The sequence below is a fragment of the Gordonia terrae genome (assembly GCF_001698225.1).
GTDB lineage: Bacteria > Actinomycetota > Actinomycetes > Mycobacteriales > Mycobacteriaceae > Gordonia > Gordonia terrae.
In genome coordinates this window covers 1,597,458-1,619,566 of sequence record NZ_CP016594.1, presented here as the reverse complement: position 1 = coordinate 1,619,566, position 22,109 = coordinate 1,597,458, and the positions used below count along the sequence as shown (strand labels likewise).

Here is a 22,109-nt window from a genome sequence, read left to right as displayed (position 1 = left end):
CGTTGCGCCACCCGAGCCGGGTGCGACGCCGTCGGGACGGCCGCGCACCGGGGCGCCCTGCCGGCGGGGTTCGCCTCAGCGTTGCCGGGACGTGCCGTGCGAGCCGGGATAGAGGTCGTAGTCCGCATTGTCGGCGAGATCGGTCTCATCGAGATCGTCGTCGTACACGCGGTTCGCCGCCGGTTCGGAACCGGACGGAGAGTCGGCGACCACGGAACCGTCGTCGCGTGCGTCGGCATCGTCGAGAGGTTCGTCGTCGCGGGGCTCGTCGTCGACAACCTCGTCGTCGTACTCGTAACCGTCGTGATCGGCATCCTCGTAGTCACCGTCGTCGAACTCGGAGTACTCCGCGTACTCATCGTCCTCGTCCAGGTCGGTGACGATGACGTACTCGTCCTCGTAACCGGGATCGAGCGGGTCGTCGAAGTACTCGTCGCCGACGGCGAGGCGGGCTGCGCGGGTCGACGGCAGGAAGGCGTACACCAGCACGATCAGCAGGCCGACGACCGCGATCCAGCCCAGCGTGAAGACCCCGGCCGCCGACACGGTGACGGCGACGTCACCGAACTCCCCGAGCGTGCCGCCCGCCGCGACGGTCAGGACGGCGACCGCCGAGGCCGCCACCGCCGCGGCGACTCCCACCGAACGCACATGAGCCATGGGATCGAGGTCTCGGCATCGCCAGCCGGCGAAGCCCGCGACGCCGGCCGGCACGAGCAGACCGACGAATCCCCAGGCTCCGGCGCCCGGCCCGTCGGGCAGGACCGCGAGCACCGGGACCGGCGGCACGGCGCCACCGCGAACCGTGAACAGATCGACCGTCATCGCGCCGAGCTGCACGTCGGAACCGACGAGCACCGCCATCGCGGCGACCATCACGTTCGGGAGATACAGCACCGAGAGCAGGCAGAGTCCCAGGAATCCGTCGAAGTCGTAACCGGTCTCGATCAGCTCACCGATCTGCCCGTGCCGCATCAGCATGCGCAGGCACACGAGTACGGCGCCGGCGACGAGCAGCATCAGTGCCGCGACCAGTCCGTATCGGAAGCCTCGACGATCGGCGTGGGAGACGCGCCCACGGACCGCGAAGTCCCGGCGTCGACTCCACACGATCCCGGCCAGGGCGGCGCCACCATGCACGCCCAGCGTGTACAGGAACGCGACGAGCGCGCTGGGCGTCTGGATCGGCAGGACCGATCCACCGTCCATCACGACGGCCAACGACATCGCGGTGATCAGCACCGGGCCGATCACCGCCGAGAAGACGACGGCCCCCAGGTCGAACAGATCGTGCCGATCGCGTTCGGCCGAGTTCGTGCCGATCGAGACGGCCCGAGCCGTCAGCCGGGCCGTACCGGCGGCGACGATCAGTGTCGGCAACAGCGGCAGCACGCCGACGGTGACCCCGCTGATCGTCACCGGCACCTGGTGGATGGCCAACCAACCCGAGGCGATCGCGCTCGGGAGTCCGGTCAGGCCGCTGCCGGCCAAGAGCAGCACCGCAAGCATGACGACGATCAGGGTCACCAGCGCGATCGCGGGAACGGTGAACGCCACCACCGCGAGCTGGCGGGCCGAACCCTCGGCCGCCGTGCGCTGCGCACGACGCGATCGCCGCAGGTTACGAAGCTGCGACGCCAGATTGTCCGTGGTCGGGTCCGGCTTGAGGGAAGGCATCGTCATGAGCCTGACACGGTCCCGGCCGACGCCGTCGTAGACGCGCCGAGTGAGCCGCGAAAGGGAGACAGCTCACCGAGCGGCTTCGCACCGGCCCGACCGGCGGGGCCGGCTCGGCCGACGGCGAAACACAGTGCCCCGCCGACCGATGGTCGACGGGGCACCGAGTGCGAGGGGTCAGTTGCCGCTTCCGGTGGGCGGCTCCGGCTTCTGGAAGACCGTGGTGGAGTGGTCTCCGGCCGGGGTGTCGGTGCCCGCGGGGCTCGCGGAGGCGCCGGGTGCGGAAGGGGATGCACCCGAGGCGCCGGCCCCGTACTGGCCGGGGCGGTAGTCGCCGTAGCCCGATTCGCCGTGTCCGGAGGCCGCACCGGCGGCCGACGCCGACGACTCCCCCGTTCCGGCGGAGTATCCGCTCTGACCGGTCGTCGACGCACCCGATGACTGCGAGTAGGCCGACGGGTCGTAGTTGGCCGATGCCTGCTGGCCGTACTGCGCCTGCGCGCTCCCGGTGCCGTAGGCAGTGGTCTGCGCGTCGCCGTATCCGCCCGTCTGCTGATGCGCACCGGTGTCGGACTGCGTCGCGGCGGACGAGCCGGGGGCCACGGCTGCGGTGGCATCGCCCACCGCGGGTGCCACCTTGATGACGGCGGCATCGGTGAGCAACCACACGACGGCGAGGACCGCGGACAGAAGGGTGAAGATCAGCAGGACGATCGCCCCGGCACCGTTGTCGTCGATGTTGAGGAACTGGAACAGGGTGATCAGGAACGAGGTGATCGCCAGTGACGCCACGATCGGAGCCGCCGGCACCTTGATGCCCGGGATCAGTGAGATGAGCGCGAGGATTCCGGCAACGCTGATCAGCGTGTACGGGGCGTTGTACTGCGTCTGGAACAACTTGAGCGCGAAGTCATAGGTCTCGGCCGCGGACAGGAATCCGCTGAAGAGCACGATTAGGCCGAAGGCGCCGATGGCGGCCGCGAGGAGCACCGGGGTGATGGCCGGGAGTCCCTGGCTCGGCTGCTTGACCGGCGGCTGGGAGTACCCGTACTGGCCGTAGCCCTGCTGGCCCTGCTGGCCGTACCCGGGTTGGCCGTAACCCTGGTCGCCATAGCCCTGCGCAGGGCTCTGTCCGTAACCGGGCTGTCCCTGCCCGTAGGACTGGCCGGCCTGCCCATACTGCTGGCCGTAACCCTGCTGGCCCCCGTATTGCTGCGCCTGGCCGTACTGGTCGGAGCCGGGCGCGGGGCTCGCCTGCGGACCGGTGTTGTGGGCGCCGGATTGCGGGTAGCCGGACTGATTGCCGTACTGGCCGTAAGACTGTCCGGACTCGGGCTGCTGTTGCCCGTAGCCGCCGGGTGGGTAGGTCATCGCGATCTCCTGGTCGGGTCGGGTCGGTCGGTCTGGATCAGCGGGTCACGTCGAGGTGACGGCGTCCGGCCGTCGCCCCCCACGAGCGCAGAACTGTTCCCCACGCTAGTACACATGCCCGCCGGGTCCCATGACCCTTGCACAACGCGGCCCCCTCATCGGGCCATGGGCCGTGCTCACCAGCGGTGTGCGCGCCCCTGCTCGGCGTACCAGTCGATCAGCGCATAGTCGTCGACCGCCTTGGGGTCGATGTTGACCTCGGATCGGCCGGCCAGAATCGCGGTGACCGGAACCTCGAGTTTCTTTCCCGTCCGGGTGTGCGGGATTCCGGGGGCCTCGATGACCTCGTCGGGCACATGGCGTTTGGAGAGCCGGTCGCGGACCGAGGCCGCGATCCGGCCGATCAGGTCATCGTCGAGCGTTGCGCCGGGGACGAGGGTGACGAACAGCGGCATCCAGTAGGCGCCGCCCGGTCCGTCGACACCGAGCACGAACGCCTCCGCGATCTCGTCGAGCGCTTCGACGACCTCGTAGATGTCGGCCGATCCCATCCGGATCCCGTGACGGTTCAACGTCGCGTCGCTACGGCCGTGGATCACGAGCGACCCGCGTTCGGTCACGGTCACCCAGTCGCCGTGCCGCCAGACCGGCTTCGACGCCCCGCCCTCCCATTCGTGGGCGAAGTACGCGGCGCGGTATCGCGCACCGTCGGGATCGTCCCAGAAGCTCACCGGCATCGACGGCATCGGGGCGGTGACGACGAGTTCGCCCACCTCCCCCACCAGCGGGCGGGCTGCGGGCGACCAACTCTCCAGCGCCACACCGAGGTAACGGACCGACAGTTCACCGGGCACCACCGGCTCGCCGGTCGAGCCACCGGCGAACGCGGAGACGATGTCGGTGCCGCCACTGATCGACGAGATGGGCAGGCCGGGCCGGACGTGGTCGTCGACCCAGGTGAAAAGATCTGCCGCGAGGGATGATCCGGTGCTCCCGAGCGTCCGCAGCCGGCTCAGATCGTGCCGACGCCCGGGCTCCAGTCCCGCCTTTCGCGACGCCTGCAACTGACCTGGACTCGTGCCGAAGTAGGTGACCCGCTCGTCGTCGACGATCTGCCAGAGTCGGTCGGCGTCGGGGTACAGGGGCGAGCCGCTGTAGCAGATGATCCGCGAACCACAGAGAAGTCCGGCGACCTGATAGTTCCACATCATCCAGCTGAGCGCCGTCTGCCAGAAGAACACATCGTCCGCAGACAGATCACCGTGCAGGGCACCGGCTTTCAGATGCTCGAGGAGAACTCCGCCGTGCCCGTGGACGATCCCCTTGGGCCGTCCGGTGGTGCCGGAACTGAAGAGCACCCACAACGGATGGTCGAAGGGCACCTGTAGCGGCCGGAAGTCGCCGGGGTCGCCGCTGCATGCCTGCGCGTAGTCGACGGTCGACGACCCCGGATCGGTGGCTCCGATCGTGATGTGCGCGAAGAGGTTCGGCAAGAGGCCCGCCAGCTCCGCACTGTCGGAGCGCTTGTCGACCACCTTGCCGTTGTAGCGATAGCCGGCCGCGGTGAACAGCACCTTCGGCGCGAGCTGACCGAGGCGACCGGCCGCGCCCTGCGGCGCATAGTCCTGACCGCATCCCGACCAGACCGCGCCGAGAGACGCGGTGGCGAGGAAGGCGATGACGGCTTCGGGGATGTCGGGCAGGTACGCGGCGACCACATCGCCGGGACCCACCCCGTGCGCACGGAGTGTCGACGCCAGGCCGGCGACCTGCGACGGCAACTCCGACCAGGCGATCTCCGAACGCTCCCCCGCCTCGTCGATCCCGACGATCGCGGCACCGGGCAGAGTGGCGTGCCGCAGGATCTGATCGACGTAGTTCAGGCGGACGTCCGGAAACCAGACGGCCCCGGGCATCCGGTCGTCGGCGAGTACCGCCTCGTCCCCGGGATCGAGGGGTTCCGCGGCGAGGGCGTCGAGGTCGAAGAATTCCCAGACCGCACGCCAGAACTGTGCCGGTTGCCGCACCGACCACGACCATTGGGTGTCGTACTCGCTTGTGTCGACCCCGAATCGCTCCTGCACGAAACGCCCGAAGCGATTCATCTGAGTGTCCGCGGTCCGCACCGCCTCACTCGTGATGATCATCGCAGCTGCTCGAGAATCGAAACCGCCTCGTCCCGCATCGCCACCTTGCGGACCTTTCCGGTGACGGTCATCGGGAACTCCTCGACCACATGGACATACCGCGGGATCTTGTGCCGCGCGATCTTGCCGGTGGCGAACTCCCGCAGGTCGTCCGCGGTGAATTCGGTTGCGGTGTCGCGCAGGCGCACCCACGCCATCAGCTCTTCGCCGTACTTCTCGTCGGGCACGCCGATGACCTGGGCGTCGAGGATGTCGGGATGGGTGTAGAGAAACTCCTCGATCTCGCGCGGGTAGATGTTCTCCCCGCCGCGGATCACCATGTCCTTGATGCGCCCGGTGATCCGGACATATCCATTGTCGTCCATGTCGGCGAGGTCGCCGGTGTGCATCCAGCCGTCGGCGTCGATGGCCTCGGCGGTCTTCTCGGGTTCGTTCCAGTATCCGGTCATCACCGAGTAACCGCGCGTGCACAATTCGCCCGTCACGCCGCGTCCGGAGGTCTCACCGGTGCCGGGGTCGACGATCTTGATCTCCAGGTGCGGGCCGACCCGGCCGACGGTGGTGACGCGCAACTCCAGCGGATCGTCGACCCGCGTCTGCGTCGACACCGGCGACGTCTCGGTCATGCCGTAACAGATCGACACCTCGCGCATGTGCAGGCGGTCGACCACCTGCCGCATGACGTACTCCGGGCACGGCGACCCCGCCATGATGCCGGTACGCAGGCTCGACAGGTCGATGTCGAGCCCGTCGTCGAGCAGATCGAGTTCGGCGATGAACATGGTGGGCACGCCGTAGAGACTGGTGCAGCGGTACTCCGCAACCGCGTCGAGGGTGGCGCGCGGGTCGAACGCCGGCGCCGGGATGACCATCGCCGCACCGTGACTCGTGGCCGCGAGATTGCCCATCACCATGCCGAAGCAATGGTAGAAGGGCACGGGGAGACAGATCCGGTCGTCGGCGGTGTAGTTCAGCAGTTCGCCGACGAGATACCCGTTGTTCCCGATGTTTCGGTGCGACAGTGTCGCACCCTTCGGGAATCCCGTTGTACCCGAGGTGTACTGGATGTTGATCGGATCGTCGGGCGACAGCGACGCGGCGATCTCGGCGACACGTTCGAGTTCGTCGGCACTCGCGTCGGCGCACAGTGCGTCCCACCCCGGGGAGTCGAAGAGCACGACCTCGCGCAGTTCCGGACACCGCGAGCGCGCCTGCTCGAGCATCGATGCGTACGCCGAGTCCTTGAAACTCTCGGCGGCCAGCACGACGCCCGTCCCGGACTGCTGCAGCGCGTACTCGATCTCGTTCTGGCGATAGGCGGGGTTGAGATTGACCAGGATCGCACCGATCTCGGCGGCGGCGTACTGCGTCAGAACCCATTCGAACCGGTTGGGCGACCACAGTCCGACTCGGTCGCCGACCGACACACCCAGTCGCAGCAGACCGGCCGCGACGGCACGCACGTCTCGGTGGAACTCGGAATACCGCCATTCCCGTCGCGCCGCGGCATCGATCAGGGCGGTTCGGTCGCCGTAGGTCTCGACGGTGCGGGCCAGAGTGGCGCCGATGGTCTCGGCGAGCAGTGCCGGTGTCTCCTCACCGCGCGTGTGTGCAGGCTTCGGGTGAGCCTCGGTGCTCATGTTCTGCTCCGGTCTGTCGTCGGGCGTGTTGCCCTGGTGGGGTGGGGATGTTCGGTCAGTTCTCGCCGGCGGGATCGGGACGCGTATCGCTGACGCGGGAGAGGACGACCTCGGCCTGGCGGAGAACCGGTCCGTCGATCATCTGGCCGTCGAGGCTGAACACCCCGCCCGCGTGGTCAGCGGCGCCGTCGAGAATCCGGCGCGCCCATTCGACCGCCTCGTCGGACGGTCGGTAACCGTCCCGGATGTGATCGACCTGAGACGGGTGGATACACGCGGTGGCGGTGTAACCCAGTGCCACCGCATCGCGGACCTCGGCCACGAGTCCGTCGACGTCCTCGATGTCGAGGTGCACCGAATCGACGGCGAACTTGCCGTGCGCGGCGGCCGCGATGCGGACCATCGAGCGCACCCAACTCGCGACGTCCCGGTACTCGCCGGGGCGGGATTCGCCGGGACCGAACCGGCTCGACGTTCCGCCCAGGCCGGCGACGAGATCCTCTGCCCCCCACATGAGTCCGATGCAGTTGGAGGTCGCCGCGATGTCCCGGGCCCGGGTCGCGCCGAGCGGCGTCTCGATCAACGCGATCGTCTGGAACGCGGTGTCCAGGATCGAGGCGACGTCCTCGGCCTTGGCCTGCATCACCACCCGATAGTTCGTCTCCGCCACGGCCGCGAGATCGCGCCGGTAGTCGCCGGTGCCGGCCGGGTTGATCCGCACGATGGTGCGATCCGGGTCCACGGGATGGGCGACGAGTGCCTCCCGGGCTGCCGCGCGGTTGGCCGGCGACACCGCGTCCTCGAGGTCGATGATGACCACGTCGGCGCGGTCGAGGGCCTTCTGGTATCGCTCCGGACGGTCGGCCGGGCAGAACAGCAGGGCCGGCCCGGGCGGCAACCACGCGTTGGTGAGTTGCCCCGCCAGTCCGGAACCTGCGACCGGGCCGCCGGGTGGATCCTCGAAGAACATCGTCGTCACTCCGTCCGTTGCCTGCGCACCAGCGTTGCTCGTGCGGCGCGGGCGACGACCTCGCCGTGCTGGTTGCGTCCGATGTGGGTCAAGTTCACCACGCCCTCGCCCGGGCGCGACCGCGATTCGCGTTTACCGGTGCACTCGGTCTCCGCGTAGAGCGTGTCGCCCGCGAACAGCGGTGCCGGGAACGCGACCTCGCTGAACCCCAGGTTCGCCACGAGGGTGCCCTGGGTGAGCTGCGAGACCGACAAGCCGACGATCGTCGACAGGGTGAACATCGAATTGATCAGGCGCTGCCCGCCGAAACCCGGCTGCTCCGCCGACCAGGCGGCGTCGAGATGGAGCGCCTGCGTGTTCATGGTCAGTGTCGTGAACAACACGTTGTCGGCCTCGGTGACGGTGCGCCCGGGACGGTGCTCGTAGATAGTGCCCTCGTCGAACTCCTCGAACCACAGCCCCCGCTGCACGATTCGACGACCCGCGGCGCCACCGCTTGCGTCCGGCCCGGACGCCGCCGTGGCGCTCATGCGAACCCCAGCTCGCGGGCGATCAGCATGAGTTGCACCTCGGTGGTGCCCTCGCCGATCTCGAGGATCTTCGAATCGCGGTAATGCCGGGCGACGGGATAGTCGTTCATGAAGCCGTAGCCGCCGTGGATCTGGGTCGCCATCCGGGCGTTGTCCATCGCCGCCTCACTGGCGATCATCTTCGCGATCGAGGCCTCCTTCTTGAACGGCTTGCCCGCCAGCATCTTCGCCGCCGCGTCGTAGTACGCGGTCCGGGCGACATGGGCCCGGGCCTCCATCCGGGCGATGGCGAAGGACACCGACTGGTATTCGCCGATCGCCTTGCCGAAGGATTGGCGTTCCTTGGCGTACTTCACGCTCTCGTCGACGCATCCCTGCGCGACGCCGGTCGCGAGGGCCGCGATCGCGATGCGCCCCTCGTCGAGGATCGACAGGAAGTTGGCGTACCCCCGTCCGCGCACACCCAGCAGGTTCTCCTTGGGGACGCGTACGTCGGTGAAGGTCAGCGGATGCGTGTCCGAGGCGTTCCACCCGACCTTGTTGTACGCCGGTTCGGCGGTGAAACCCGGTGTCCCGGAGGGCACGATGATGGTCGAGATCTCCTTCTTGCCGTTGTCCTGCACACCGGTCACCGCGGTCACGGTCACCAGCGAGGTGATGTCGGTACCGGAGTTGGTGATGAACTGTTTGCCGCCGTTGATGATCCACGAGTCGCCGTCGTCGCGAGCCGTGGTCGCGGTGGCGCCGGCGTCGGACCCGGCACCCGGTTCGGTGAGACCGAATCCCGCGAGGGCGGTGCCGGCGGTGAGTTCGGGCAGATACTGCTGCTTCTGCTCCTCGGTACCGAAGCGGTAGATCGGCATGGCGCCCAGGCTCACACCGGCTTCGAGCGTGATGGCGACGGACTGGTCGACCTTGCCGAGCTCCTCCAGCGCCAGCGACAGGGCGAAGTAGTCGCCGCCCATGCCGCCGTATTCTTCCTCGAACGGGAGACCGAACAGGCCCATCTTGCCCATCTGGGCGACGACCTCGTACGGAAAACTGTGCTCGGCATCGTGTTTCGCGGCCACCGGCGCCACCACGGTCTGCGCGAAGTCGCGGACCGTTGCGATGAGGTCGGTGTACTCCTGGGTGAGTTCCATGTGAATGTTCTCCTGGGAAGGTTGTCGACGGGTGGTTCGGGGCCCTTCGTGGCTCGTCGCTTACGCTCCTCGCACCTCAGGGATCAAGTTGGCGGGTCGTCGCTTACGCTCCTCGCACCTCAGGGATCGAGGGGACCGGCGGGCGTGGCGACGACAGCGAGGATCTGTCCCGCATCGACCTTGTCCCCCACCGCCACCGAGATGTCCACGGTGCCGTCGACCGGGGCGGTCAGTGCGTGTTCCATCTTCATCGCCTCGACGACGACGATCGACTGGCCCGCGGACACGTCGTCGCCGGTCTGGGAGGCCACGGCGACCACGGTGCCCGGCATCGGGCTGGTGATCTCACCGGCGTGTTCGTCGGCGGCCTCGTCGAGCAGGGGCTTCGCGAGTTCGAGGATCCATGTGCCCGACGGCCCTGCCACCCACCAACTCTCGCCGACACGGACACTCGACCACGACTGCGACACGCCGTCGACGACCAGCCGGTCCGAGTCGCGTCCGTCGCCGGGCTGCGCCGGTTGATAGACCACGTGTCCGGTCCAGGACGCCTCGGTGTCGTCGTCGGCGACGACGGTGGCGGTTCCCGAGAGCGATCGCGCGTCGGCGGCGTCGACCTGGATGGAGACCGTCGAGTGCCGTCCGCCCGCGACCAGCCGGGTGATGACCGGGGCGATCGGTCCGACACGCCATCCGACCGCCGAGGACCAGACATCGCCCGCATCGCGGGCCCCGATGCGCGCGAGTCCGACGAGCACCTGGGCCTCGGGGGTGGGCTCCGGCGCGGCGTAGTCGACGACGAGCCGGTCGAGCAGTTCGGTGTCGAGGTCCGCGTCGACGACGGACTGCTGACGCAACACGAAGCGGCAGAAGTCGATGTTGGTGACGACGCCCAGGACCCGGGTGTGGGCCAAGGCCTGATCGAGGCGTTCGAGGGCCTCCTCGCGGTCGGCGCCGACGGCGATGACCTTCGCCAGCATGGGGTCGTAGTCGCTGCCGACGCGCAGTCCGTCGAGCATGGCCGAGTCGACGCGGATCCCACTGCCGGGCGAGGTGTCGGGATGGACGAGATGTTCGATCGTGCCGCCGGTGGGCAGGAAGCCGCGAGCGGGATCCTCGGCGTACACGCGCGCCTCGATCGCGTGTCCGCGCAGGGTGATCGCGTCCTGCGTGAGACCCAGCACCTCCCCGCGGGCGACGCGGATCTGCTGTTCCACGAGGTCGACTCCGGTGACGAGTTCGGTCACCGGGTGCTCGACCTGTAGGCGGGTGTTCATCTCCATGAAGAAGAACTCGTCCGGCCGGTGCGCCGACACGATGAACTCGACCGTCCCCGCGCCGGTGTAGCCGACACTGCGCGCGGCATCGCAGGCCGCCTCCCCGATACGTGCCCGGGTCTCGGCATCGAGCAGCGCCGACGGCGCCTCCTCGATCACCTTCTGATGCCGCCGTTGCAGCGAGCACTCGCGTTCGCCGAGGTGGATCACGTTCCCGTGCTCATCGGCGAGGACCTGGACCTCGATGTGGCGCGGGGTGTCGACGAAGTGCTCGAGGAACAGCGCGTCGTCGCCGAAGGCAGCGGCGGCCTCGCGTCGTGCTCGTTGCAGTGCCGCAGGCAGTTCGGACGCTTCCCCGACGCGGTGCATACCCTTGCCGCCGCCACCCGCGCTGGGCTTGATGAGAACCGGGAAACCGATGTCGGGTGCCGCGGCGATGAGATCGTCGTCGGTGAGCCCGGGCCGCGACAGACCCGGTACCACCGGTACCTCGCGGGCGGTGACCGCGGCGCGGGCCGTGATCTTGTCGCCCATGGTGGCGATCGCCTCGGCGGGCGGCCCGATGAAGACGATGCCCGCCTCTGCGAGAGCGGCCGCGAACTTCTGGTTCTCCGAGAGGAATCCGTAGCCCGGGTGGACGGCGTCGGCGCCGGTGGCGCGCGCCGCGGCGACCACGGCCCCGATGTCCAGATAGCTCTGGGCAGCCGCGGCCGGACCGATGCGGACCGCGACGTCGGCCTCGCGCACGTGACGGGCCTGCGCGTCGGCGTCGGAGTAGACGGCGATGCTGCGAATTCCCATGTGGCGCAGGGTGTCGATCACGCGGTAGGCGATCTCACCACGGTTGGCCACCAGGACACTGCGAATGGGTCTGGCGCCGGGAGCGGAGCGAGCGGGCCGAATGGTTCTGGTACTCACGGTCGGGGTCCTCGGGGTAGGCGGGAGCGGCTTCGGCACGGTCGGGTCACATCCGGAAGACGCCGTAGCGCGGTTCGGCGAGCGGTGCGTACCGGGCGGTCTCGAGCGCGAGGCCGAGCAGGGTCCGGGTCTGGGCGGGATCGACGATGCCGTCGTCCCACAGCCGCGCCGTCGAGTAATAGGCATCGGACTGTCGTTCGAACTGCTCGCGGATCGGGGCCTTGAACGCTTCCTCGTCGTCGGCCGTCCATTCGTCACCCGACCGCTCGATCTGGTTGCGCCGCACCGTTCCGAGCGTGTCCGCTGCCTGCGGTCCGCCCATGACCGAGATGCGGGCGTTGGGCCACATCCACAGGAACCTCGGCGAGTATGCGCGCCCGCACATCGAATAGTTGCCCGCTCCGAAGGACCCGCCGACCATGACGGTGAACTTGGGGACCCGCGCGCACGCCACCGCGTTGACCATCTTGGCCCCGTTCTTGGCGATGCCGCCCTGCTCGTAGGCCCTGCCGACCATGAAGCCGGTGATGTTCTGCAGGAACAGCAACGGGATTCGGCGCTGGTCACACAGTTCGATGAAATGAGCGCCCTTGAGGGCTGATTCACTGAACAGCACACCGTTGTTGGCGATGATCCCCACCGGATGACCATGCAGGTGCGCGAACGCGGTCACCAGGCTGGTGCCGTAGTTCGCCTTGAATTCCGAGTATTCGCCTCCGTCGCAGAGGATCTCGATGACCGACCGGACATCGTAGGGAGTTCGCGGGTCGGTGGGCACCACATCGTAGATGTCGGTCTGCGGCCGCAGCGGCTCACGGACCGGGACGGTCTCCCACTGGGCGGCCTCGCGGGGTCCGAGGGTCGCGACGATCTCGCGGACCTTGGCAAGGGCCTGCTGATCGTTGTCGACGAGGTGATCGGTGACGCCCGACACCGACGAGTGCATCGCACCGCCGCCCAGGTCCTCCGCGGAGACGTCCTCACCGGTCGCCGCCTTCACCAGGGGCGGGCCCGCGAGGAAGATGGTGCCCTGATTGCGCACGATCACCGTCTCGTCGCTCATGGCCGGGACGTAGGCCCCGCCGGCGGTGGAAGAACCGAGGACGGCGGCGATCTGCGGGATCCCCGCCGCGCTCATCGTCGCCTGGTTGTAGAAGATGCGGCCGAAGTGATCGCGATCGGGGAACACCTCGTCCTGCTGAAGCAGCATCGCGCCGCCCGAATCGACGAGATAGATGCAGGGCAGCCGGTTGGCGGCCGCGATCTCCTGCGCGCGCAGGTGCTTCTTGACCGTGACGGGGTAGTACGTCCCGCCCGAGACGGTGGCGTCGTTGGCGATGATCATGCACTCGCGACCGGCGACCCGGCCGACACCCGCGATGACCCCCGCGGCGGGCACCTTGTCGCCGTACATCCCGAAGGCCGCGAGCGGCGCGACCTCGATGAACGGCGAGCCGACATCGAGCAGACCGTCGACCCGGTCCCGGGGAAGCAATTTGCCGCGGGCGACGTGACGCTCGCGCGCCTTCGCCCCACCGCCGGCGGAGACGTCTCGGAGGCGCTCGCCGAGCAGGTCGAGATTGCGCTGGTGTGCGGCCCGGAAGCCGTCGAGCGTGCTGGTCACCGTCGACCCTTCAGTTAGTTGGGATTAACTGAAAGTGATCGTACGCGATGCAGTGGCCCATGTCACGCCCGGATCGGGCCGGAATCCCGCCGGCCGGCGCAGGCGGCGTGACGTGACGCGCGTCACGTCATCTCGTACTGTTGTGGCAGGCCCACCACCCCCGGGCCGCCACAACCGATGCGCCGACGAACCGGAACCCCGGATCGGCCACCGCACATAGAAGGCCAGGTGACCCCATGACCCTCGCAGACGATCGTGCCCGCTTCGAGCACATCCCGACCCCCGACACGCGACCGCCCGGGGCGGCAGTCGCCGGGTTCTCGCTCGACGACCGCTACACACGCGACGCCGGCGACATCTACCTCACCGGAATCCAGGCCCTGGTCCGCATGGTCCGCGACCGCGCTCGCGTCGACCGCAGATCCGGCCTCCGCACCGCCTCGTTCATCTCCGGCTACGAGGGCTCTCCCCTCGCCGGATACGACCTCGAGCTCGCCCGGCGCCATGAGCATCTCGCCCCGTACGACGTCATCCACCGGCCCGGCCTCAACGAAGAGCTCGCCGCGACATCGGTGATGGGTTCTCAACTCGCCGCCCAGGTCAGCGGCGATCGCGACCTGGCACCGTCCGCGGCCGGGCACCCCCGCGACGGCGTCGTCGGATACTGGTACGGCAAGGCCCCCGGTCTCGACCGCGCGACGGACGCGCTGCGTCATGCCAACCTCATCGGAACCCATTCCGCCGGCGGCGCCGTCGCGCTCGTCGGCGATGACCCGGGCGCCAAGTCCTCCACCGTTCCATGCGCGTCCGAGATGGCCCTGGCCGACCTCTACATCCCGATCCTCTACCCGGCCGATTCCCAGGACATCCTGGACCTCGGCGTTCATGCGGCGATCATGAGCCGCACCAGCGGGCTCTGGACCTCGCTCAAGATCTCCGCGCACGTCGCCGACGGAGCGTCGACCGCGCATGTCGACCCCGACCGGATCGTGCCCGTCCTCGGCGAGCTCGGGACGAGTCCCCATGTGCCCAGCGGACGGCTGCTCGGCGCCCATCTGATGGAACTCGAGCAGAATCAGCTCACCACCCGACTTCCGCGCGCGCAGGAGTACGCCCGGCTCAACGGCATCAACCGGATCGTGGTCTCGAGTCCCGACGACCGCATCGGCATCGTGGCCGCAGGCAAGACCTACCTCGATCTGCGGGAGGCATTGCGCCTGATGCGAATCGACGACGACGATCTGCGGCGGCTCGGGATCCGCATCCTCAAACTCGGCATGGTCTACCCGATCGAGCGGGACATCCTCGACCGGTTCATGTTCGACACCGCGACCGGCGATCTCGACGAGGTCATCGTCGTCGAGGAGAAGCGCGATTTCATCGAGACGATGATGCGCGACATCCTGTTCCGCCATCCGCGGGCCCCCCGCATCGTCGGCAAGGTCCACGAGGACGGCTCGACCCTCTTCTCCCGCTTCGGCGAACTCGACGTCGACGCCGTGACCCGTGGTCTCGCCGACCGGCTCGCCCGCCACGGGGTCGACGCCGCACAGATCTGGCTCGACCGCAAAGCCGCTCGCCACACCCGCATCGAACTCCCACTGGCCGTGCGCACGCCGTACTTCTGCTCCGGTTGTCCGCACAACAGCTCGACGAAGGTCGCCGAGAACACCCTGGTCGGCGCCGGTATCGGTTGTCACGCCATGGTGTTGCTGATGGACCCCAGACAGGTCGGCGACATCGCCGGCGTCACCCAGATGGGCGGCGAGGGTGCGCAGTGGATCGGCATGGCCCCCTTCGTCTCCGCGAACCACTTCGTGCAGAACGTCGGCGACGGAACCTTCTCGCACTCTGGATCCCTGGCGTTGCGAGCGGCTGTCGCGTCGGGTGAGAACATCACCTACAAGCTGCTCTACAACGGCACCGTGGCCATGACCGGCGGGCAGGACCCGGTGGGTGCCATGACCCTGCCACGGCTGACGTCGCTGCTGCTCGACGAAGGCGTGAACCGGATCGTGGTCACGTCCGACGACCCGAAACACGTTCGCACACTCGGCCTTCCCGAACAGGTGGCGGTCCGACACCGCGATGATCTGTCCGACGTGCAGACCGAACTCGCAGCCGTCCCGGGCGTCACGGTCCTCGTCCACGACCAGCACTGCGCCGCCGAGAAGCGCCGGAAGCGCAAGCGCGGCACCATGCCGACCCCCACTCGTCGGGTGGTGATCAACGAACGCATCTGTGAGGGCTGCGGCGACTGCGGCGAGAAGTCGAACTGCCTCTCGGTACACCCGGTGCAGACCGAGTTCGGACGCAAGACGAGGATCGACCAGAGTTCCTGCAACCTCGACTTCTCCTGCCTGCGGGGCGACTGCCCGTCGTTCGTCACCGTCGCCCCCGGCACGGATCGAATTCGCACCCGCGCAGCAGATCTGGCGGAGTCCGCGTTACCGACGCCCGCAGTCCCCACCATCCGCGACACCTTCTCGTTGCGTGTCACGGGCGTCGGCGGTACCGGGGTGGTGACCGTGTCCCAGGTCCTCGCCACCGCGGCCGTCCTCGACGGGCACTCGGCCCGGACCGTCGACATGACCGGACTCGCCCAGAAGGGCGGCGCGGTGGTCAGCGACATCAAGGTGGCCCCGCATCCGCTGGAGCAGGCGGCGAAGGTGGCGTCCGAGGACTGCGACCTGTACCTCGTGTGCGATCCTCTCGTCGGCACCGACCCGGTCAACCTCAAGGTCGCCGCTCCCGAGAAGACGATCGCGGTCGTGTCGACGACGCAGGTGCCGACCGGCCTGATGGTCATCGACACCTCCGTCGGCTTCCCGTCCGACGCCGCCGTCCATTCCGCGATCGACGACCGGGTGACGCGCGCGGTGTACCTCGATTCGGGAGCGATGTCGACCGCACTGTTCGGCGACGAACAGTTCGCCAACATGCTGATGGTGGGTGCCGCCTATCAGGCCGGCTCCCTGGCCATCACGGCGGCGTCGATCGAGCGCGCGATCGAACTCAACGGCGTCGCAGTGGACGCGAACGTGCAGGCCTTTCGACGCGGCCGACAGATCGTGGCCGATCCGGGCTCGGTATCCGAGACCATCGACGGTCTGCACGGCCGTCCCGCCGCCGAGATCGAGCCGAGCCCCCATGCCCTCGGGGTGGTCGCCGGGCTCGAGGGCGTCGACGATGAACTCCGGCGCACCATCGCGATCCGGTACGACGAACTGACCGCCCACTCCGACGAGCGGTACGCGCGTGAGTACCTCGCCACGGTGGAGCGGGTGCGGCGCGTCGCACCGGATTCCTCGCTGACCGATGCCGTCGCCCGGAACCTGTACAAGCTGATGGCCTACAAGGACGAGTACGAGGTCGCCCGGCTCACGCAGGACCCGACGTTCGCCGCGCGGATCGCCGACGAGTTCGGCGCCGACGCCGAGGTCGCAGTGCGGCTGCATCCGCCGACGCTGCGCAGTATGGGCATGCGCGAGAAGCTTGCCCTCGGGTCGTGGGCCGACCGCCCGCTGAGCGCACTCGCAACGATGAAGCGGCTCCGGGGAACCCGGTGGGACCCGTTCGGTCGCAGCGAGGTCCGCCGCACCGAACGTGCGCTGATCGTCGAGTACCGGGAGCTCGTCGACGCCGTCCTGGATGCGCTCGCCAGTGGGCGCATCGGTGTGGACCGGCTACCCGCGGTCGTCGACCTCGCGGAACTGCCGGACATGGTCCGCGGATACGAGGGGGTCAAGATGGCGAACGTCGAACGGTACCGGGAAGCGGTCGCACGGCAACGGGCCGCGCTGGGGATCTAGGGGGTTTCGGCCGGCGTGACCGAAAACCGGCGGCCGTCAGCGCGTCCGGCGACAACACATGACGGCAGTCTGCCCGTCTCCCCCGAGAATGATGTCGGACTCGTGAGTCGCGCCGCCGCCCCGGACCACCTGCTCGGCCTGGGCGGTGTTCATCTCGATCAGCAACTCGCCACCGACAGCGAGCCATGTCCGGGCGTCGGCGATCAGCACCGTGATGTGGTCGAGGCCGTCCGGGCCGCCGAGCAGCGCCCGGTGTGGTTCGTGATCCCGCGCCTCCGGCGCCAGCAGACCGAGCGCCGAGTCGGGTACGTAGGGCGGCACAGCGGCGATCACGTCCAGACGGCCGCGCAGTGCCGCCGGTAGTGCGTCGAGTCCGGCACCGCGATGAATCCCGGTCCCGTCCGGCAGGTTTCGGCGCGCGAAGCCGAGCGCGGTGTCGTCGGTGTCGATGACGTGCAGACCGACACCGGGGACGGCGGCTGCGACACTCGCGGCGATGGGTGCCACGCCGCAGAACGCCTCGAGCACCAGCGGGGACGGTCGCGCCCGCGCCGCGGCGACCGCGGTGCGTGCCAGCAACAGTGAGCGTTGTCGCGGCACGAAGACTCCTGGGCCGACACACAACCGCAGGTCGCCGAAGCGGACCCATCCCAGGAGATGTTCGAGCGGCTCCCCCGCCGCGCGGCGTGCGCACAGTTCATCGAGTTCGGTTGCGCCGGTGGCCTGCTCGCGAAACAGTGCGGCTTCCTCTTCGGCGAAGACACACCCGGCACGACGCAGGAGACCGACGATCGGATCGTCGGGTCCGTGGTCAGGAGTGGTGCGCGTCATCCTTCTTCAGACCGTACAAGAAGGCGGCCGCGACGAGCAGCGCCACCTGCAGGAAGCCCAGGATCAGTCCGACGATCGCGCCGGCGCCCAGATCGAGGAACGGCGGAGTGATGAGGGCCGCGGCGAACAGCGCCAGCCACGCGGCCACCCCGACGACCGCCAGGAACGGCAGCGCCCTGCGATAGCGAGGAACCAGGACGAACGTCGCCGCGATGCCCACGACCCCGAGTGCGATGAAGAACTTCCCGGGGTTCAGGACGATCTCGTAGGAGAAGAACGCGGGAATCCCACCCTGTCCCTCCTCGAAGTCGGTGCCCCACCGGTTGAGTTCCTCCTCGGCGCCCGCCGACACCGAGACCCAACTGAGGAAACCCATGAAGTAGGTGACGATCCCGGCGAGCGCGGAGGCCAGCGCGAAGATCACCGACAGGTCGGCACGCGGGCCACGGGTCGGCTGCCCCCAACCGGGAGGCGGGTACTGCGCGCCGGTGTTCCACTGCTGACCGGGAACACCTCCGGTGCCGGGGTGCTGAACGTGGGCCGTCTGGTCCTGGTTTCCGGCGAAGCCTCCGGTCTGCGGCGGGCCCTGCGGAACGCCTGACCACTGACCGCCCGGGTGCTGGGGTTCGCCTGGATTCACGATCCGCTCCTCGTCGCTGATGCGGGACTCGGCCCGCCGCCCTTCCGGACTGTCCTGCGCCCGCCGTCCGGCGCGCGACCATGCGCAAGACTAAGCCCTCGCCGGCCCCGGAAGCGGTGGCCGGCGCAGTTTTCATTCGACCGGGTCACCCGCCACCGGGATCCGCCCGCCGACGTCGGTCAGGCTGCATCTCGTTCGCATGCACGGACGCGTAGAGTGCGGGATCGATGTCCGCAACGCACGAACCGCGCGAGGACGAATCGGAAGCCACGAATCGTCCGCCGACGCGCCGAACCCAGGCCAAGGCGGCCCGTCGTGCCGAATTGCTGTCCGCCGCCGCTCGTCAGATGGCCGAGCGCGGGTTCGCGGGGGTACGGCTGGAAGACATCGGACGGGCTGTCGGGGTGAGCGGACCGGCGATGTACCGCCATTTCTCCTCCAAGACCGAGCTGCTCGACGAGATGCTCATCGACATCAGTCAGCGACTGCACGACGGCGGCAGCGAGGTCGCCGACCGCGGTGGCTCCCCGTCGGAAACGCTGGTGGCGCTCATCGGCTTTCACATCGACGTGCTCGTCACCCGCCCCGACCTCATCACCGTGCAGGATCGCGACCTGCCGTCGATGACCCCGGCCGCCAATCATCGGGTTCGACTGTTGCAGCGCCGCTACGTGGAACGGTGGGTGGATGTGCTCCTCGCCGTCACCGACGAGGCCGGCATGGCTCTCGACCGCGCCGAGGCCCGCGTGCGCGTGCACGCGATGTTCGGGCTGCTCAACTCCTCGCCGCGCCTGCCCGCTTTCGACCAGAACGGACTGCGTCGACTTCTGACCGCGATGGCGCTGGCTGCACTGCGGTGCGAGGTGCCGGATCAGGTGGGACCCGGCACCTCCTGATCACCAGCCGTCGATGTGCAGGACCGAATCGAGGGACTTCCGCGGTGCGGGCTTGAAGTCGGTGCCCTTGCTGTAGGCCACCGGCAGCAGCACACCCTGATGGATGTTGTCCGGGATGCCGAGGAGTTCGGCGATCTCCTTCTCGTAGTTGATGTGCAACGTCGTCCACGCCGACCCGAGACCACGGGCACGAAGCGCCAGCTGCAGGCTCCAGGCACCCGGCAGCAACGAACCCCACACACCGGCCTGATTACCCGCCGGCAGGCCCCCTCCGGTGTAGATGGCGCCGATGACCAGCACCGGGACCTGACCCATCGTGTCGGCGAGGTACTGGGCGCTGGACGCGACCCGCTTACCGGTCTCGTCCCGCGGGGCCTGGCCCGAGTAGTACTTCGCGAACGACTGCGCATAGTAGTCCGCGACCTTCTGCTTCAGCTCGGAGTCGGTGAGCACGATCCAGTGCCAGGTCTGACTGTTGCTGCCGGTCGGCGCCTGCAACGCGACCTCGAGCGCCTCCTTGACCACGTCGAGCGGCACGGGACGATCGAAGTCGAGACGCTTGCGCACCGAGCGGGTGGTGGTGAGGAGTTGGTCAGGGTCCAGGGGCAGTAGTTCGGTCATGTCTCCATCCTGCACACAACCGCTCTCGGGCACCACGTCACCCCCACACGGCGAACTGCCGTCCGCGGGTTCGGCTCGATGACCGGTCAGGGCGACTCGGGTGGCAGTGCACCGGCCTGTTCCAGATACTCCACCAGCCGGCTGGTGACTCTCGCCGTGCGCACCTGGGCCGGTGTGAAGAAGGCCGCGTCGGCGGCGTCGTCACCGGGACGCAGGTTCCCCGAACGGATCTCGGCCCGGAAGTCGTGCACCTCGTACACCCGTCCGTCGCCGACCGGGATCTCGAGCTGGATGGCCGGTTCACCGACCGTCACCGCCAGACCGGTTTCCTCTTCCACCTCGCGCACCACCGCCTCGTCGAGCGATTCCCCGGGCTCGACCTTGCCGCCGGGGAGGCTCCAGTGTCCGGCCGACGGCTCGTTGCGGCGCAGTATCAACAGGATTCGGCCGTCCTCGTCGGTGATGAGTGCGCCGACGGCAACCACGCGGTCGGTCATCGGGCGTCCGCCGTCGGCACGCGCGTGCGCGCCTCGCTGTCCGGAACGAGCGAAGCGGCCAGGTACCGGGCGATCGAGTCACGGAGCGCCGACATCGCTTCGTCATCCGATCCGGCGTCGACGACGACGTCGATCATCCCCTGAGCCGCCATGCGACCGGCGAGAATGCCCTGCCGCGAGGCCATTTCACCGGCGTGGTCGAGATCCCGGTGCACGATGAGGCTCGCTCCCTCGGGCGGCAACGGCGAGAGCCAGGCATCGGCGCGCGCGACGCGGAAGTCGGCGGGGAAGAGCGCCAGCGCCGCACCGCCCGCACCCTGGCCCAACAGCACGGAGACCGTCGGCACCGGGGCGCTGATCAACTGGACTGTGCAGCGCGCTATCTGCGCCGCGAGGCCACCCTCCTCGGCGACGACCGACAATTCCGCGCCCGGGGTGTCGATCACGGTGACCACCGGGAGCCCCAGGTCCCCGGCCGTCAGGAGTGCCCGGCGCGCCTCGCGCAGGTGCCGGGGACCCGGCAACTCGCCGGCCGCCTGTGACGTCCGGTCATATCCGACGACCAGTGCGACGTGTCCGTCGAAGTCGCTCAGCGAGAATCGGAGTGGCCCGGCATCCGACAGCGGCGCGGAGTCGCCGTGCGCCAGGAACTCGACGAGTCCCGCGCGCTCGGGCTCCCGGGTCGCGCGGACACACGCCCAGGTGTCGTCCGGCTCCCCCGAACGCGTGCGTCGCGCACGTACCCGAATCGAGTCGGTCGGCGCCACCGCATCTCCCCGACGGGCGAGGAGGCGCAGTACCGCCGAGAGGCGGTCGCGGAGGTCGAGCGGCGCTACCACGTCGTCGACAACCGTTGTGCGGACCAGGTTCTCGGCGGTCTGGACATCGTCGGGGAATGGCTCACCGTGCAGGCCCTCGTACACACGCGGTCCGAGAAATCCGATGAGCGCTCCGGGTTGCGCCCAGGTGATGTGCCCGAGGGACCCCCACGAGGCGAACACACCGCCGGTCGTCGGGTGGCGCAGGTACACCAGATAGGGCAGTCCCGCGGCCTTGTGGTCGGTGACGGAACCGGTGATCGCGACCATCTGCAGGAACGCCGCAGTCCCCTCCTGCATCCGGGTGCCCCCCGAAGCCGGGAGGGCCAGCAGCGGAAGCCGCTCATGCGTCGCGCGCCGGACCGCCGTCACGATCCTGGCACCCGCGGCGCGTCCGATGGACCCACCGAGGAAGCCGAACTCACTGATCACCATGACCACCGGGTGGCCGCCGATCACACCGGAGCCGGTGATCACCGATTCGTCGGACCCGGTGCGCTCGCGGGACCGCGCCAGTTCCTCGGCGTAGGCGTCGTCGTCGCCGTCCGAGGCGGACGCCGGACTCTCGACCGGGGAGTCCCACGATTCCCACGTTCCCTCGTCGACGAGCATGTCGCGCAGGACCGGTGCGCTCAGCCGTGCCCGTTCACCCATGGATGCCACCGTATCGGCTGCCCGCCGGTGTCATACTCACGTCA

The 22,109-nt window shown here is 68.8% G+C and carries 16 protein-coding genes; 2 read left to right on the top strand and 14 right to left on the bottom strand.

The genetic code is table 11. The features are described 5' to 3' along the window. Nucleotides 1-75 precede the first annotated feature (75 nt). The 9 genes from BCM27_RS07355 to BCM27_RS07315 form a co-directional block, all read right to left on the bottom strand. Nucleotides 76-1,677: a cell division protein PerM gene (locus BCM27_RS07355; protein WP_004020081.1), complete on the bottom strand. Its 1,602-nt coding sequence runs from the start codon at nt 1,675-1,677 to the stop codon at nt 76-78. A gap of 177 nt (nt 1,678-1,854) precedes the next feature. Next, complete coding sequence (locus BCM27_RS07350; RefSeq protein WP_004020082.1) at nt 1,855-3,048, bottom strand: DUF5336 domain-containing protein; 1,194 nt, start codon at nt 3,046-3,048, stop codon at nt 1,855-1,857. Nucleotides 3,049-3,224: 176 nt separating this feature from the next. Beyond that, nucleotides 3,225-5,195: an acetoacetate--CoA ligase gene (locus BCM27_RS07345; protein WP_004020083.1), complete on the bottom strand. Its 1,971-nt coding sequence runs from the start codon at nt 5,193-5,195 to the stop codon at nt 3,225-3,227. Continuing rightward, nucleotides 5,192-6,835 (bottom strand): AMP-binding protein, encoded by a 1,644-nt coding sequence (locus tag BCM27_RS07340; protein WP_004020084.1) that lies wholly within the window; start codon nt 6,833-6,835, stop codon nt 5,192-5,194. The genes BCM27_RS07345 and BCM27_RS07340 overlap by 4 nt, the downstream gene beginning before the upstream one ends. 55 nt (nt 6,836-6,890) lie before the next feature. After that, on the bottom strand, nt 6,891-7,805 hold the full coding sequence (locus tag BCM27_RS07335) for an HpcH/HpaI aldolase/citrate lyase family protein (protein WP_004020085.1): 915 nt from the start codon (nt 7,803-7,805) through the stop codon (nt 6,891-6,893). A gap of 5 nt (nt 7,806-7,810) precedes the next feature. Beyond that, nucleotides 7,811-8,335, bottom strand: coding sequence for a MaoC family dehydratase (locus tag BCM27_RS07330; RefSeq protein ID WP_004020086.1), 525 nt, complete (start codon nt 8,333-8,335; stop codon nt 7,811-7,813). Further along, nucleotides 8,332-9,477, bottom strand: coding sequence for an acyl-CoA dehydrogenase family protein (locus BCM27_RS07325; protein WP_004020087.1), 1,146 nt, complete (start codon nt 9,475-9,477; stop codon nt 8,332-8,334). Before BCM27_RS07325 ends, BCM27_RS07330 begins: the two co-directional genes overlap by 4 nt. A 119-nt stretch (nt 9,478-9,596) precedes the next feature. Further along, complete coding sequence (locus tag BCM27_RS07320; protein ID WP_172622047.1) at nt 9,597-11,672, bottom strand: acetyl/propionyl/methylcrotonyl-CoA carboxylase subunit alpha; 2,076 nt, start codon at nt 11,670-11,672, stop codon at nt 9,597-9,599. A 46-nt stretch (nt 11,673-11,718) separates the two neighbouring features. Further along, complete coding sequence (locus BCM27_RS07315; protein ID WP_004020089.1) at nt 11,719-13,296, bottom strand: carboxyl transferase domain-containing protein; 1,578 nt, start codon at nt 13,294-13,296, stop codon at nt 11,719-11,721. Between the two features lie 236 nt (nt 13,297-13,532). On the opposite strand from BCM27_RS07315, the gene BCM27_RS07310 reads away from it, so the two are divergent. After that, entirely contained in the window at nt 13,533-17,108 is a 3,576-nt protein-coding gene (locus tag BCM27_RS07310) for an indolepyruvate ferredoxin oxidoreductase family protein (RefSeq protein WP_004020090.1), read from the top strand. 36 nt (nt 17,109-17,144) lie between these two features. Here the strand turns inward: BCM27_RS07310 and BCM27_RS07305 are convergent, their stop codons facing one another. Together BCM27_RS07305 and BCM27_RS07300 are read right to left on the bottom strand one after the other, a co-directional pair. Then, nucleotides 17,145-17,939: a class I SAM-dependent methyltransferase gene (locus BCM27_RS07305; RefSeq protein ID WP_004020091.1), complete on the bottom strand. Its 795-nt coding sequence runs from the start codon at nt 17,937-17,939 to the stop codon at nt 17,145-17,147. Then, nucleotides 17,920-18,579 (bottom strand): DUF5336 domain-containing protein, encoded by a 660-nt coding sequence (locus BCM27_RS07300; RefSeq protein ID WP_004020092.1) that lies wholly within the window; start codon nt 18,577-18,579, stop codon nt 17,920-17,922. Before BCM27_RS07300 ends, BCM27_RS07305 begins: the two co-directional genes overlap by 20 nt. Nucleotides 18,580-18,806: 227 nt before the next feature. Here BCM27_RS07300 and BCM27_RS07295 point away from each other — a divergent pair, with 227 nt between their 5' ends. Beyond that, nucleotides 18,807-19,475 (top strand): TetR/AcrR family transcriptional regulator, encoded by a 669-nt coding sequence (locus tag BCM27_RS07295; RefSeq protein ID WP_004020093.1) that lies wholly within the window; start codon nt 18,807-18,809, stop codon nt 19,473-19,475. On the opposite strand, the gene BCM27_RS07290 is transcribed toward BCM27_RS07295, so the two are convergent. The 3 genes from BCM27_RS07290 to BCM27_RS07280 all read right to left on the bottom strand — a co-directional run bounded on the left by BCM27_RS07290 (nt 19,476) and on the right by BCM27_RS07280 (nt 22,065). After that, nucleotides 19,476-20,096 carry a nitroreductase family protein gene (locus tag BCM27_RS07290; RefSeq protein WP_004020094.1) on the bottom strand — a complete coding sequence of 207 codons (621 nt, stop codon included), beginning with the start codon at nt 20,094-20,096 and terminating at the stop codon, nt 19,476-19,478. Nucleotides 20,097-20,182: 86 nt separating this feature from the next. Then, nucleotides 20,183-20,593, bottom strand: a complete 411-nt coding sequence (locus BCM27_RS07285; RefSeq protein ID WP_004020095.1) for an NUDIX domain-containing protein — start codon at nt 20,591-20,593, stop codon at nt 20,183-20,185. Next, nucleotides 20,590-22,065 carry a carboxyl transferase domain-containing protein gene (locus BCM27_RS07280; RefSeq protein WP_004020096.1) on the bottom strand — a complete coding sequence of 492 codons (1,476 nt, stop codon included), beginning with the start codon at nt 22,063-22,065 and terminating at the stop codon, nt 20,590-20,592. The genes BCM27_RS07285 and BCM27_RS07280 overlap by 4 nt, the downstream gene beginning before the upstream one ends. Nucleotides 22,066-22,109: the final 44 nt, after the last annotated feature.

Excerpts from the sequence above, each read along its gene's own strand:
- BCM27_RS07355 (WP_004020081.1), bottom strand. The coding sequence starts at position 1,677 with ATGCCTTCCCTCAAGCCGGACCCGACCACGGACAATCTGGCGTCGCAG.
- BCM27_RS07325 (WP_004020087.1), bottom strand. The coding sequence starts at position 9,477 with ATGGAACTCACCCAGGAGTACACCGACCTCATCGCAACGGTCCGCGAC.
- BCM27_RS07285 (WP_004020095.1), bottom strand. The coding sequence starts at position 20,593 with ATGACCGACCGCGTGGTTGCCGTCGGCGCACTCATCACCGACGAGGAC.
- BCM27_RS07335 (WP_004020085.1), bottom strand. The coding sequence starts at position 7,805 with ATGTTCTTCGAGGATCCACCCGGCGGCCCGGTCGCAGGTTCCGGACTG.
- BCM27_RS07280 (WP_004020096.1), bottom strand. The coding sequence starts at position 22,065 with ATGGGTGAACGGGCACGGCTGAGCGCACCGGTCCTGCGCGACATGCTC.
- BCM27_RS07330 (WP_004020086.1), bottom strand. The coding sequence starts at position 8,335 with ATGAGCGCCACGGCGGCGTCCGGGCCGGACGCAAGCGGTGGCGCCGCG.
- BCM27_RS07350 (WP_004020082.1), bottom strand. The coding sequence starts at position 3,048 with ATGACCTACCCACCCGGCGGCTACGGGCAACAGCAGCCCGAGTCCGGA.
- BCM27_RS07305 (WP_004020091.1), bottom strand. The coding sequence starts at position 17,939 with ATGACGCGCACCACTCCTGACCACGGACCCGACGATCCGATCGTCGGT.
- BCM27_RS07340 (WP_004020084.1), bottom strand. The coding sequence starts at position 6,835 with ATGAGCACCGAGGCTCACCCGAAGCCTGCACACACGCGCGGTGAGGAG.
- BCM27_RS07345 (WP_004020083.1), bottom strand. The coding sequence starts at position 5,195 with ATGATCATCACGAGTGAGGCGGTGCGGACCGCGGACACTCAGATGAAT.
- BCM27_RS07310 (WP_004020090.1), top strand. The coding sequence starts at position 13,533 with ATGACCCTCGCAGACGATCGTGCCCGCTTCGAGCACATCCCGACCCCC.
- BCM27_RS07295 (WP_004020093.1), top strand. The coding sequence starts at position 18,807 with ATGTCCGCAACGCACGAACCGCGCGAGGACGAATCGGAAGCCACGAAT.
- BCM27_RS07290 (WP_004020094.1), bottom strand. The coding sequence starts at position 20,096 with ATGACCGAACTACTGCCCCTGGACCCTGACCAACTCCTCACCACCACC.